Here is a 13,090-nt window from a genome sequence, read left to right on the forward strand (position 1 = left end):
TGGCTACCATGTTGGCAGACTCGAAAGTAAACAGAAAGATCAACTGGTAGTAATCCGTACTGAACATATTATACATTATTTTCAGTATAGTTGAGCTTATTATTGACTAGAGTCATGCTCCTTTTTCCATCTGATTTTTCAAAGTGACTCCAGAAGGGATGAGCCTCTTGCTCAGAAATTGAGGAGTCACAGGGATCCCAAAAATGTGTCTAGGGAAGGGTTGTAAGAGACCAACCTATCCACATCTCCCCTGCTGAGTAGAGAATGTCAGATGCACGATGCCCAACGGAGCTGAAAACCTCAAGCTCTTGCCCGACCGACGAGAGACTGGGAGTTCAAGCTCCTTTAGCAGATAGATCAACGTTACTTGATGAATAAAAGCTATTCCCGAAAAGATAGCCCTTTGCAATACTTTTTTAGGAAACCTTAGGGAGTTGTTAATTCCCTGTGACTCGGCTGCGAATGAAGGCCAGAACCCAAATCCAGGTTTGCTGCAGATCTTCCAGAAGCTTGTATTTTGGAACACATTAATGGTGTAATCGCCTGTTAAGCACTCTTGCGCTCGACCCCTGGGCTCTGCAGCGGCTTTCCACAGCCCAGAGCGCCCTGACAAGCGTTTTTGGTAAGATCACCCCTACAGGTCTCCCAGGGTGCCCGGCGCCCACGGCATGCACGACAACCCTACTTCCCTCTCTTCTGATTTCGAAGTCATCTCTCTGTCCAATCCTCAACAGGCCATGTCTTTGGCGGGCACTCAGGAGGCCAACCTGAGGTGGATCAGTCGCTCCAGCGGTGCTTCTGTAACGCTGCGCGGACAAGACCTGTACCTGAAAGGCACTCCCCAACAGCGGCAGCAGGTGCGGCAATGGCTAGAATTGCTGAGGCCGCTTTGGCAAACTGGGCACCCCGTCACTGTGATCGATGCAGAGCAAGCTTTTCGCGCCCTCTCCGGACAAGAGGTTGCCGCCTACCAGCAAGCACAAGCAGGGATTTTGGCCCGCACCCGCAAAGGGGAGCTTATCCGACCGAAAACGCCCCGCCAACAGGAGTACGTGCGAGCCATTCGCACCCACGACCTCTGCTTTGGCATTGGACCGGCGGGCACAGGAAAAACCTATCTGGCTGCCGTTGTGGCCATTGCTGCCCTACAAAACCGGGAGTACGAGCGTTTGATCTTGACTCGCCCGGCTGTGGAGGCGGGAGAAAAACTGGGGTTTTTGCCGGGGGATCTGGTGGAAAAGGTGGATCCCTATCTGCGGCCCCTTTACGATGCCCTGTTCGAGTTTATCGACCCGGCCAAGCTGCCGCAGTTGATGGAGCAGGGGGTGATCGAGGTGGCGCCGCTGGCCTATATGCGAGGCCGTACTTTGAGCAATGCCTTCATCATTTTGGACGAAGCCCAGAACACCACCCCCGAGCAGATGAAGATGGCCCTCACGCGGCTGGGATTCCGGTCGCGTATGGTGGTTACCGGGGATCTCACCCAAACGGATCTGGGCAAACATCGCATGTCCGGCCTGGCAGCGGCAGAGCGTATTCTGACAGGGGTAGAGGGGGTTGCCTTTTGCTACTTCGACCAGCGGGATGTGGTGCGCCACCCTCTGGTGCAGCGGATTGTCGATGCCTACGCCCGCTACGAGGGGCAGTCGTGAAGCTGAGGGTGCTCTTTTTCGACGCTGTGGGCACTTTGTTTCGGGTGCGGGGCAGCGTGGGCCAGGTTTACAGCCAGGTGGCAGCGGAGTACGGGGTGAGGGTGGATCCCCAGGCCTTGGATCGCGCTTTTGGCCGAGTTTTTGCCCAGGCTCCAGCCCCGGCCTGCCCAGGATTGACGGGATCCCCTTTGCGGGAGTGGGAGCGGACCTGGTGGCGCCAGGTGGTGCGGGAGACTTTTGCCCGGGTGGGATCCCTGGCTGCCTTCGGAGAGCACCGGTTTGAAGACTTTTTCGCCCAATTGTTTGAGCACTTTGCCGGGGCGGATCCCTGGGAGCTGTATCCCGAGACGCTGCCGGCTTTGCGGGCCCTGCAGCAGGAAGGGATCCGGCTGGGGGTGATCTCCAACTTCGACAGCCGCTTGCCCAGGGTGCTGCAGCAGTTGCAGTTGGATCCCTACTTTTCCACCCTCACCCTCTCCACCCAAGTGGGCTATGCCAAGCCCGATCCTCGCATCTTCCAAGCTGCCCTGGCAGCCCACGGGATCCCCCCCGAAGCTGCTGGCCACATTGGCGACAGCCGCCGCGACGATTATCAGGGGGCAAAAGCAGCAGGCTTGCGAGCCCTTTGGCTGGATCGAGAGGGGAAGGAGAGCTCCTGCCCAGAGCGGATAGAAGATCTGTGGGGATCCCTGTCCATGCTCAATGGGCCGAAGCAGAATTGAGCAGCAGAGGGGCAAAAAGGCCATCCGGCTTGAGCAGGTAACGCCGCAGGTTCATCCGCCGCTCCAGCAGACAAGCATGGCCGCTCTGGGGCGAGATTTCTACCTGCGCCTGGGGCAGCCGTTCCGCCAGCCAGCCCACCTCCTGCACCGAGGGCAACAGGCGATCCCGCCCCCCCGCCACCAGCAAAGTTGGCAGGGTCATCGACTCCAGGGGCAGCTTCTCCACAGCAAAGGATCCCAGCAAAGCCAAGCGCCGAGCAGCTACTGTGGGCTCAACACTGTGAACCGCCTGGCGCAGCCGCTCCCGATCCGGCGGCTCCATTTGGCTGAGCTCCGCCAAAACCCCCAACCCCCGCTCCGACAACTGGTGATAGAGCCCCGGTGGCAAAAAAGGCAGGAGAACATGCCCTGCCCACCACCAGGGCCTACGTTGCAGCGACGAGGCTGGATTGACCAAAATGAGGCCGCGGCACCGTTCCGGCCATTGGGCGGCCACCAACAAGGCCAGGCAGGCCCCAAAGGATTCTCCACACAAGTACGCCCCCGCTTCTAGCTGGGATCCCACCCAATCGGCCAGGGTTTCCCAGCTATCCCCCGCTTCCGGGTGGTTCAAACTCAGGGGGCGAATGCGAAACTCCCGCTGCAGAGCCTGCGCCTGCCGGTAAAACAACGTACCTGTGCCATCCATACCGGGCAAATACAGCAGCAGGGGCCGCTCCTGACCGACCGCTCCCGTTGCCGGGCTGACCAAGCTAGAGGCAGATGCTACCGGCTCGCCACTCAACTTTCTCATCTCTCTGCCAATCCCAATCGCACCTGTTCTCGGGCCGCTGCAGTTAGCTCTTGAATGACCTGCATTCGCTCGCGTCGGGATCCCTGGCGCTGCTTCCTGCCCACCCAAAGGGGGGATCCCACCCTGAGCACCACCCGCCGATACAACACCACCGGATGTCCCCCTTCCTGTTGAAATCGGGGTTCAGTGGGGTCAAACCAGCGGAAAAAAGCCATAGGAATATCTACTCCCCGCCATTCTTCCTGCGCCCACACCGCCACCGGCAGAATCGGCAAGGGATCCACCGCTGCCGCCAGCGCCAGGTGGGCAAAACCTGGCTGAAACCGCCCCACCTCCCCAGGCGAGGTCTCACGGGTGATCTGCTCCGCCCCTTCTGGGAAGATCCCCACACCCACCCCCGCTGCCAAACTGGCCTGCGCCTGGCGAAAAAAATGGATTTGCTGTCGGGATCCCTGCTTGAGGGGAATGCAGTCCAAAGCCAAGGCGATCTCCCGCAGCAGCGGCACCTGAGCCAGGTAGTAATGGCAGGCAAAGCGAATCGGTCGGCCCAACCCCGCGATCAGCACCGGTGCATCCAGAAAACTGCGGTGATTGCTCACCACCACCAGCGGGCCGGCGGGAACGTGCTCCTTGCCCTCCACCCACACTTCCGTCTGGAAAAGGGTAAGCAACAACTGGGCCAGCATCCTGGGATCCGGTGGCCAAGAGAGAGCAGAATTGGCTGAGAACGCTGCGAAGGATCCCATCAGTAGTCCACCCCGCGCCGCAGATCGGCCCCCTGCTCGGCATAGTGCTTGTGGCTCACCATTTCCGAGTGGACAGAGGCCAGCTCAAAGTAAGGTAAGGGGGCATGGCACCGCCCCGTGATGATGATCTCCGTGTCCCGCGGCTTGCGCAGCAAAGCCTGGACAATCGGCTCCACGTCCAGCAGCTCCAGATCCACCGTCGGGTTCAACTCATCCAAGATGATGGTTTTGTACAGGCCAGAAGCGATGGCTGCCCGTGCCAACTCCCAGCCCCGCTCCGCTTCTACATAGTCGATTTCCTGTTGTTTGCCCCGCCAGACAATGGCGTCCCGACCGCAACGCTGGTGATCCACCAAATCGGGGTAGCTTTCCCGCAGGGCCCGAATGGCTGCATCCTCGGTGTAGCCCGTTCCCCCCTTCAGCCATTGCATGATCAGTACACGATGGGAGAGATCCTTACTGATGCCGCGTCCAATGGCTTGCAGAGCCCGACCCAGAGCGCTGGTGGATTTTCCCTTGCCGTTGCCGGTGTAGATCTCGATGCCGCTGCAAGGGGGTTGGCCGTTTTGGGGATCCGTCGCCCGCCGGACACTGCGCATTTCCGAGTGCAAATCCGCCAGGTCGATAATTTCCTTGGGAGCGCCGCGCCCGGTGATGATCACCTCCATGGCCTCCGGCTTTTGCTTGAGGGTACTGACCACCTCCTCCACAGGCAACAGGCCCAGATCCAGCACCGGGTTGAGCTCATCCAGCACCACCACCGAGTAAAACCCCGACGCCAAAGCCCCTTTGGCCACATCCCAACCGCGGCGGGCCTCCTGACGGTCAAACTTGGTGATCTCGTCTGGGCCGAAAAACTCTCCCCGCCCGGTGCGCAATTGATCGATGAGATGGGGGAAGCCTCGCTGCAGAGCCGCAATGGCCGCATCCTCAGCATAGGTTCGGCCTGGCCCCTTGAGAAACCGCACCAGCAACACCCGGCTGGGGGCCGCCTTTTCGATCCCCAAGCCGATCGAACGCAGCACAACCCCCAGGGCCGCCTGAGACTTGCCTTTGCCCTCGCCGTCGTAGACATGGATCTGGCCCCGTCGCCGGTCGAACTGCTGGGCAGTCACAATCCCGATTTCTGCCATGCCCCTCCGCGTCACCCCGCTGTGGGAAGATCCCGCTCTTCTACCCCCATCTTAGAGCCTAGCCAGAGCTTGGGCAGGAAAGAGAAACCTAAAAAGCTCCCAAGAGGCCGGAAAGACCGGGGTAAGATGAGCAATGGTTGTCCAGCCGATGCCTGTCTAGCGAGGGATCCCCCTTGTATCCGACTGCATTTTCTTCTCGCCCGTTACTCCCTGCTGTGGATAGCCCTATTGAGCTGGTGGGGGGGACGCCGCTGATCCGTCTGCGGCGGGTTGCTGCCGATTTGCCGGAATCGGTACGGGTATATGGCAAGGCAGAGTGGTACAACCCTGGGGGTTCAGTCAAGGATCGCCCGGCCCTCAACATGATTCGCGCTGGCGAACGCCAGGGCAAGCTTACCCCCGGCAAGATCATCCTCGATGCCACCAGCGGTAACACCGGCATCGCCTATGCCTGGATCGGGGCGGCCTTGGGCTACAAAGTCAAGCTGGCCCTTCCCGCCAACGCCAGCCCGGAGCGCAAGAAGATCCTGGCTGCCTATGGCGTGGACTTGGTTCTGACGGATCCCGCTCTGGGATCCGATGGGGCCATCGAGAAAGCCCGCGCCCTCTATGCGGAAAACCCCGAGCTTTATTTCTACCCTGACCAGTACAGCAACCCCGCCAACTGGCAAGCCCACTACGAAACCACTGGGGTGGAGATTTGGGAGCAAACCCAGGGGCAGGTCACCCATTTTGTTACCGGGCTAGGCACCAGCGGCACCTGTATGGGGGTGGGGCGGCGCCTGCGAGAGTATCGCCCGGATATCCAAATCATTGCCATGCAGCCCGACTCTCCCTTCCATGGCCTGGAAGGGCTCAAGCACATGGCCACAGCTCTAAAACCCGAGATTTACGATCCCACCCTGCCTGACCAGCACATTGAGATCTCCACAGAAGCAGCCCAGAAAATGGTCAAGCGCTTGGCGTTGGAAGAAGGCCTGCTGGTGGGCATCTCTGCCGGCGCCAATGTGGTGGCAGCCCTAGAGGTGGCCCGTCAGCTCTCCTCTGGAGTGGTGGTGACCATCTTTTGCGACGGGGCTGACAAATATCTTTCCGAGCGTTTCTGGACAGAGGAGTGACATCCTCCCGGCGCTCGTCCTGCGGACAGGGCGCGGGCCACTCTTCCTGTCAGCGGGACGGAGTCCTTGAAGCCTGCACTCTCTCGCTTTGGCGGCGCGGAGCGCTTTGCGTCAGCATGAGTGTGGGAGTATGTCACGTACCTTTAAGGCTGAGCGCAGAGGGATCCCATGGCGATCATCGTCCTGAAAGCCTGGTATTTGGATTCGGTGTTGTCTGCTTCTCAAGTCCAACAGAGGGCCCCCGACCTGCGCCTAAGCCGTACCGGCCTCTTGAAAACGGCGATGCGGGCCGACTTTCTCGACGATGTGGAGCAGGTGAAGGCTTCCGTATGGTGGCAGCGCTACCTGGAAGGAGAGCTGGTGGAGTTTTACATCGAAGGCAGCGGCGCCTACAGCATCTCCAACCTCGATTTGATCAGCCGTGAGATCTACTTTAATAAGCGGGCCACCCTGAACATGACCGAGCCGGTCATCTACTTCTGCGGCCAATCGGATTACCCCGACTCCAGCGCCACTCTGCACCGGGCATTGCAAGCCGTGGTAGAGACCCTCAATCGCAACCACGGGCCGGTTGTGCCCCTACAGCTTCAGGGATCCCTTCCCGCTGAGGCTGAGACCCCGCTCATCGATGCGGCCTTGATTCGCAAGCTCAAGCACGCGCTGCTGGTGGTGGCCGATGTAACCCCTGTGCAGGTGAATGGCCGGGGGCGTCCCCTACCCAGCCCTCAGGTCTGTCTGGAGTTGGGCTATGCCCTGCAATCGAAGCGCCCCGAACAATTGCTGCTGGTACAACTCCCCCGCGACGGCATCGAGGGATCCTTTCCCTTTGAGGTAGAGGGCAGCAGTTTTTTGAAAATCACCGATCCCCAGCGTCTGGTCGATCACCTGGGAGCCGAGATCGCCCGGCAGTTGCAGCGCAACCGGGTTATCTCCCTCTAGCCAGCAGCACCTATCCAACCTGATACATTTACGCTGAACACTGCTGAACATCACTGTTCAACTATGCAGCGATAGCATTCTGTTTGTTTCCATTCGCGTTAGCGGGACGGAGTCCAAACAGAATGGCGGTATCCCGCAAAGCTTTGAGTAGAATACCCAAAGCGCAGTTTCCGTGTCGTCTTACTACCAATTTTCTGCTTTGCTTTGGCTACCATGTTGGCAGACTCGAAAGTAAACAGTAAAGATCAACTGGTAGTAATCCGTACTGAACATATTATACATTATTTTCAGTATAGTTGAGCTTATTATTGACTAGAGTCATGCTCCATCGTCGCTACCTTTTCTCCCCTTGTGAACCATGACCCTGGCTAACGCAAATCCTTTGGTTTCGCCGGATCGCTCTGCGGCAGGTTGGCAGAGAGGTCTGAACAGCATAATGTTCCTGCTGCTGTTGGGGGTTCCCCTATCTTGGGTGGGGCACTTCCGGGGCTGGGATCCCAACCTGGTCTTCCTCTGTGCGGCTTTGGCGGTGGTGGCCTTGGCAAAGTTTATGGGTCAGGCCACGGAAGAGATTGCAGCCTTGACAGGGCCGACAGTCGGGGGGCTGATCAACGCCACCTTTGGCAATGCGGCGGAGTTAATCATCGGCTTGGTGGCACTGCGGGCGGGGCTGGTGGATGTGGTAAAAGCCTCCATCACCGGCGCGATCATCAGCAACCTGCTCTTGGTGGCCGGCTTGGCCATGTTTTTGGGCGGGATCAAGTTTCGGGAGCAGAGCTTTCGACCCGAGGTGGCCCGCATGAATGCCTCGGTGATGAACCTGGCGGTGGTGGCCTTGATCTTGCCCAGCGTGGTCACCTATGCCGATGCCAACTTGGGGGAGATCTCCATCCAAGAGCTATCCACGGCGGTAGCCCTGGTGCTGATCGGGGTTTACGGTCTCACTTTGCTGTTTTCCCTCAAAACCCACAGCTACCTCTACACCCTTCACGAAGCGGAAGCCGCAGAAGATGAGGCGGCCAGTCGCCTGGCCCCCAATCCGGTTTTGCAGGCGGAGGGATCCATTCCCCAAGTGCTGACGGCTCCACCTGAGCGGGCCGGTTTGGGGTTTTGGGTGCTGATCCTCTTGGGGTTGACGGTGCTGGTGGCGCTGGAGTCGGAACTGTTGGTGAGCACTCTAGAGGATACGCTGGAACACTTTCACATGACGCCGCTGTTTATGGGGGTGATTTTGTTGCCGATCATCGGCAATGCAGCAGAACATGCGACGGCGATCACGGTGGCCATGAAAGACAAGATGGATCTCTCCTTCTCGGTGGCGCTGGGCTCGACGATGCAGATTGCCCTGTTTGTGGCACCCCTGCTGGTGCTGGCCGGGGATGTGCTGCATCAGCCCATGAACTTTAACTTCGGCATGGTGGAGTTGGTGGCCATTGCAGTCTCGGTGCTGCTGATCAATTCCGTCAGCAGCGATGGGCGCTCCAACTGGCTGGAAGGGCTACTGCTCTTGGCCACCTATGCCATCCTCGGGATTGCTTTCTTCTTTCTGGAGTGAGGCGTTAAAGTGTTCTGCACCGCTGACGCAAACGGCTCATGCTGCGAAGCTGCGAATGGTGCCCCGCACCGCTGACGGGAACGGTAGGCAGGCCGAAGCCGAGGAAAACGGGATCCCTGTTTTGGCCTCTCCTTTTCAGTGCATCTCTTGCCCTATCCCCCATAAGCGGGCCCGCATGGGGGCAGGAAACTGCTGAAAACAACGGCACCGCCCCCAACCTGCCTTTGCTCAACCGTTTGGATGCCCTAGAAGAGCTGCGGCAAGCGCTTAGCCTCCCCACCTCTTCTATCCAGGCGGAGGCCGTGACGCTGGATGGGCGGCGTTTGTTCGTGGTTACCGCACCGCAGGGGGATCCCGGCAGCCTGCCGCCGGTGTTGCAGCGGGTACGCTCCATTGAACAAACCCTGCACCAGTTGGCCAGCGCCGGATTCGATCCAGAGGCGCTGCAGGTTGAAGTCACCCTAGACGGCCAGACCAACCAGCCTGTTATCCGGGTGAATGGGCGACATTTGCTGACCATCACCTCCCTCGATGCTCAATTCCAGGGCGCCCAACCCATGGACTGGGCTGAGCAAGTAGCCGGCATTGTCGAGGAAGCGCTGCGCACCTCGCAACGGGAACGGCAGCCTCAATTTTTGCGCCGCCAAGCGGTGATTGCCCTCGGCATCCTGGCCGTGGCGGGCAGCCTGAGCCAGCTCTGCCAGCGAAAACGGCGACGGCTGCAGCAAAAACGCGATGCCCTGAAGACGGAATACCAGGCCATCCAAGCAGAGATTCAGGAGCGCCTAGCGGGGGAAGAGCAGCCGGGCGTGGATCCCGTCCTGGTCGAACAACAGGCCGGACGCAAACGGCAGGAATCCTACTTGGAGCTGCAAATTCGCCTGCTGCGCCTGGTGCAAATTGGCCTGTGGGTGGGCGGAGTTGGGGTGAGCTTGGGCCTTTTCCCACAAACGCGACCCCTGCAAACGTTTTTCCTGGTTTCGCTGCGCGGCCCTCTGTTGCGGTTGACAGGGGTGGGTCTGGCCACCTATGGCAGTGTTTGGCTGAGTGGACTGGTACTGGATAACCTCTTTGCTGCCCTGCGCCAAGAGCAAAATGCCCCCACCTATCGCCTCAGCAAACGCCTCAGCACCTTTGCCAGCGTCTGTGACATACTCCCATCACTGACCCTACAGGTACAGCGTGGGCTTCGCGCTTCAAAGTGCTACGCACCGCTGACACGAACGGGGAGCTACTGCAAGAACCCTCCACGCGCAGACACGGGATGTCCCACCGCGTAGCTGTACCAGATTCCGGCAAAGCCGTTTTGTACAGCCATGTTGATTATGGCACAGGATATATACGCCTTTCATCCCGACCCTCCTGCTGTTGCAGAGAGTGCGGGGCTTCCCGGCGGTTTAGCTAACCCAGTTGCGCAACACCGAAGGCAGCTTGATCTCCATTCCCAACAGTGCCATCCGGGTGGTGGAGAACCTCTCCAACGGCTGGTCACGGGTGGATCTGGGGATCATGATTGCCTATGAAAATGACCTGGAACAGGCGATACGCATCACCGAGCAGGTGGCTCTGCAGATGTACCGGGAGCCAGCTTGGCGGGAACAAATCCTCGAGCCCCCCGAAATGCACGGTGTCGATGATCTGGGGGAGCGGGGGATCACGCTGCGCATTTGGATCAAGGTGCAGCCCCTGCAGCAGTGGAGGGTGGCGCGGGAATACCGCCGTCGCCTCAAGCACGCCTTCGATCAAGCAGGGATCCAGATTCCTTTCCCACAGCAGACCCTCTGGTTCCACAGCCCCTTGGAGATGCGCATCCAGGGTCTCAGCCCAGAGGAGACCCACCGCTTGCTGCACCTGATGGAATCGCGGCTCGAGGCTCGCCTGCGGGAAAGGGATCCCGTTGCAAACGACTTGACAAATTGACAAAATAGGCGGCTGCCGAAAGCTTCTACCCTTAGCCGCTCAGCCGGCTAGCAGTTTCAACAGGGCGGTCGCGCCAGCAGGCCGCAAGTCTAGTGACTACTCATCGCCGATGATTTCCGGCTCAGTCAGTTCATCCGACATTTCGATGACAGCGCGGCGGATTGGCTTCATCCAGCCATCTTCTATATCATCCGGATCCTCGTAGCGGCGGCGCTTGGCGCGGTTGGCCACCTGTACCGTGATGCGATAGCGATTTTTGGAAGCGTTGATCAGAGCCTCTACCCGACGCATCAGCTCGTCATTGTCAATAGCCAGTTGATTCTTGCGGGAAGCCATAATCGCAGTCTTAAATCTTGATATCTTGTTGCCACCAGGATCCCAACGAGACTCCGTCCCGCTAACGCGAAAGGACTCCGTCCCGCTACCGCGATCCTAGCAGAGAACCTTCCAGTTCTTGCATTCCTGTAGCGTTGCATGGCAATAGGGTGGGACTTTTGCCAAGAACTCATTTGTCAAGATTTGTCAAGAACTCATTTGTAGAGCAGCTTGCTCTGCTCTTGTACAACTCACAGGGGCTGCTAATCCAGCAAAAACTGTACCCACTTCGGCGGGGGTGGCAGCGGGCAACGAAAGTGCTCCATCACCAGGGCGGCCACCAAATGCACCGTGAATACGTAGATGAGGGAATTGAAGGCAATAAATCCCACCACCACCACCTGAACCATCCAGGGTTCTGCCACCCAGTAGACGCCCCATCGGCTGAGGGACACATCCAGGAGCCAGTTGGTTAGGCCGGTAAGTTGAATGGTTACGTAGATCCAGAGGTTTTCCCCCACCAGTAGGGAGGAAAGCACCAACTGAAAGATCAAGCCCAGGGCGCTGAGCACAGCCCCGCTCACCACCGAGACGTACCAGGAAAGACGCTGCTGCCACAGGCGGGCACACCAATAGCCCAGCAGACCATAGGGAATGACATAGAGAATGCTGCGCGTGGGCCCTATCAGCACCGTCAGCAACAGGCCGGAGACCACCAGGGCCATTGCCCCTGTGCGGGGATCCCAGCGCATCACCGCCAGCGCCACCGGAATGGGGAAAAACAGACGTATAAAGGGGGCCAGCGGCGTGTAGCTCAGGATCCAGATCAAGGCCGCGGTACTGGCCAAAAAAGCCGTTTCCACCACCCTCAAAGCCGGAGAACGGGGAGGTGGGGGGGGTAAGGGAGGAAAGTCATCCTGCACAGAAGGCTGAGGCGGCGGGGGCACATCCAGAAAAGCACAACTTTTCCCAGCTTAGGCCACCGGTTGCCGGGCTGGGCGCAATTGTTGCTTGGAGGTGTGGATTTGGACTGCAAACCGACCCCCATCGGCCAGTCTCTCCTGACCCTACCCATCAACTTGTCTTGAAACGACTAGGGCGTTCTGATAAAGTCGAGGCGGGATTTGCCCTGAGAGAGCGGGATCCCTTCTGGACAAGTCTAGGGTCAATGCTATGGCAGTGCGGGTGGGCATCAACGGTTTTGGCCGCATTGGACGGCTGGTGTTGCGGGCTGCTTGGGGCTGGAAAGATCTGGAATTCGCCCACATCAACGAGATCAAAGGGGGAGCGGCGACGGCAGCCCACCTGTTGAAGTTTGACTCGGTGCAGGGCCGCTGGGCTATCGACATTGAGGGATCCGATAACCGGCTGCGCATCCAAGAGAAAACCCTCACCTTCAGCGAACACAAATCCCCCGGTGAAGTGCCCTGGGCAGAGTTGGGGATCGAGCTAGTGCTGGAATGCTCGGGCAAATTTGTCAAGGCAGCGGAGCTGGATGCCTACTTCAAAGCGGGGGTGCGCAAGGTGATTGTGGCTGCCCCTGTCAAGGACGAAGAGGCCCTCAACATTGTTATGGGCGTCAACGATCACCTGTACGACCCGGCCCGGCACCATTTGCTCACGGCGGCTTCCTGCACCACCAACTGCCTGGCTCCTTTGGTGAAGGTCATCCACGAGGGAATCGGCATTGTTCACGGGGTGATCACCACCATCCATGACGTCACCAATACCCAAACCATAGTGGATGCCCCCCACAAAGACCTGCGGCGGGCCCGCTCCGCTCTGCTGTCTCTGGTGCCCACCACCACCGGCTCGGCCACGGCCATTGGGCTGATTTACCCCGAACTCAACGGCAAGTTGAACGGCATTGCCGTGCGCGTGCCCCTCTTGAATGCTTCCCTAACCGATGCCGTGTTTGAGGTCAGGCGGCCCACCACTGTGGAGGAGGTTAATCACCTTTTAAAAACGGCAGCCGAGGGCCCACTCAAAGGCATCCTTGGCTATGAGGAGCTGCCCTTGGTCTCGGTGGATTTCAAAGGGGATCCCCGTTCCAGCATTGTGGATGCGCCCTCGACGATGGTGGTGGATGGCGCCCAGGTGAAGATCCTGGCCTGGTACGACAACGAATGGGGCTACGCCAACCGCATGGCGGAACTGGCCCGCAAAGTGGCCCGCAGTCTATAGAAACATCTCCCTT

The 13,090-nt window shown here is 59.1% G+C and carries 13 protein-coding genes; 8 read left to right on the forward strand and 5 right to left on the reverse strand.

The window, feature by feature from the left end:
- The first annotated feature begins 668 nt into the window (after positions 1–668).
- Positions 669–1,652, forward strand: coding sequence for a PhoH family protein (locus ACVW0B_RS07420; RefSeq protein WP_011433889.1), 984 nt, complete (start codon positions 669–671; stop codon positions 1,650–1,652).
- On the forward strand, positions 1,649–2,374 hold the full coding sequence (locus tag ACVW0B_RS07425) for an HAD-IA family hydrolase (RefSeq protein ID WP_457491334.1): 726 nt from the start codon (positions 1,649–1,651) through the stop codon (positions 2,372–2,374). Before ACVW0B_RS07420 ends, ACVW0B_RS07425 begins: the two co-directional genes overlap by 4 nt.
- Here the strand turns inward: ACVW0B_RS07425 and ACVW0B_RS07430 are convergent.
- Genes ACVW0B_RS07430 through ACVW0B_RS07440 form a run of 3 tightly spaced genes read right to left on the reverse strand, consistent with a single transcriptional unit; the run spans position 2,352 to position 5,046 of the window.
- Positions 2,352–3,167 carry an alpha/beta fold hydrolase gene (locus tag ACVW0B_RS07430; RefSeq protein ID WP_457491335.1) on the reverse strand — a complete coding sequence of 272 codons (816 nt, stop codon included), beginning with the start codon at positions 3,165–3,167 and terminating at the stop codon, positions 2,352–2,354. The two genes, ACVW0B_RS07425 and ACVW0B_RS07430, sit on opposite strands and share 23 nt — an antisense overlap.
- Positions 3,164–3,913, reverse strand: a complete 750-nt coding sequence (locus ACVW0B_RS07435) for a lysophospholipid acyltransferase family protein (RefSeq protein WP_457491336.1) — start codon at positions 3,911–3,913, stop codon at positions 3,164–3,166. The genes ACVW0B_RS07430 and ACVW0B_RS07435 overlap by 4 nt, the downstream gene beginning before the upstream one ends.
- Positions 3,913–5,046, reverse strand: coding sequence for a cob(I)yrinic acid a,c-diamide adenosyltransferase (locus tag ACVW0B_RS07440; protein ID WP_011433885.1), 1,134 nt, complete (start codon positions 5,044–5,046; stop codon positions 3,913–3,915). The genes ACVW0B_RS07435 and ACVW0B_RS07440 overlap by 1 nt, the downstream gene beginning before the upstream one ends.
- Before the next feature lie 215 nt (positions 5,047–5,261).
- Between ACVW0B_RS07440 and ACVW0B_RS07445 the strand changes: the two genes are divergently transcribed.
- The 5 genes from ACVW0B_RS07445 (at position 5,262) to ACVW0B_RS07465 (ending at position 10,578) form a co-directional block, all read left to right on the forward strand.
- Positions 5,262–6,164 carry a PLP-dependent cysteine synthase family protein gene (locus tag ACVW0B_RS07445; protein ID WP_011433884.1) on the forward strand — a complete coding sequence of 301 codons (903 nt, stop codon included), beginning with the start codon at positions 5,262–5,264 and terminating at the stop codon, positions 6,162–6,164.
- 168 nt (positions 6,165–6,332) lie between these two features.
- A complete protein-coding gene (locus tag ACVW0B_RS07450) occupies positions 6,333–7,103 on the forward strand; it encodes a hypothetical protein (protein ID WP_457473593.1) in 771 nt (256 codons plus the stop codon).
- Between the two features lie 436 nt (positions 7,104–7,539).
- A complete protein-coding gene (gene cax / locus ACVW0B_RS07455; RefSeq protein ID WP_457491358.1) occupies positions 7,540–8,658 on the forward strand; it encodes a calcium/proton exchanger in 1,119 nt (372 codons plus the stop codon).
- A gap of 38 nt (positions 8,659–8,696) precedes the next feature.
- On the forward strand, positions 8,697–9,938 hold the full coding sequence (locus ACVW0B_RS07460; RefSeq protein WP_457491337.1) for a hypothetical protein: 1,242 nt from the start codon (positions 8,697–8,699) through the stop codon (positions 9,936–9,938).
- A 130-nt stretch (positions 9,939–10,068) separates the two neighbouring features.
- A complete protein-coding gene (locus ACVW0B_RS07465; RefSeq protein ID WP_414522167.1) occupies positions 10,069–10,578 on the forward strand; it encodes a mechanosensitive ion channel family protein in 510 nt (169 codons plus the stop codon).
- A 96-nt stretch (positions 10,579–10,674) separates the two neighbouring features.
- Here ACVW0B_RS07465 and ACVW0B_RS07470 read toward each other — a convergent pair whose 3' ends face one another.
- On the reverse strand, positions 10,675–10,914 hold the full coding sequence (locus ACVW0B_RS07470) for a DNA-directed RNA polymerase subunit omega (protein WP_011433877.1): 240 nt from the start codon (positions 10,912–10,914) through the stop codon (positions 10,675–10,677).
- Between the two features lie 242 nt (positions 10,915–11,156).
- Positions 11,157–11,840 (reverse strand): DUF2232 domain-containing protein, encoded by a 684-nt coding sequence (locus ACVW0B_RS07475; protein WP_011433876.1) that lies wholly within the window; start codon positions 11,838–11,840, stop codon positions 11,157–11,159.
- A gap of 226 nt (positions 11,841–12,066) precedes the next feature.
- On the opposite strand from ACVW0B_RS07475, the gene ACVW0B_RS07480 reads away from it, so the two are divergent.
- Entirely contained in the window at positions 12,067–13,077 is a 1,011-nt protein-coding gene (locus ACVW0B_RS07480; RefSeq protein ID WP_457491338.1) for an ArsJ-associated glyceraldehyde-3-phosphate dehydrogenase, read from the forward strand.
- The last annotated feature ends 13 nt before the right edge of the window (positions 13,078–13,090 follow it).

This window comes from Thermostichus sp. MS-CIW-23, from assembly GCF_054059455.1.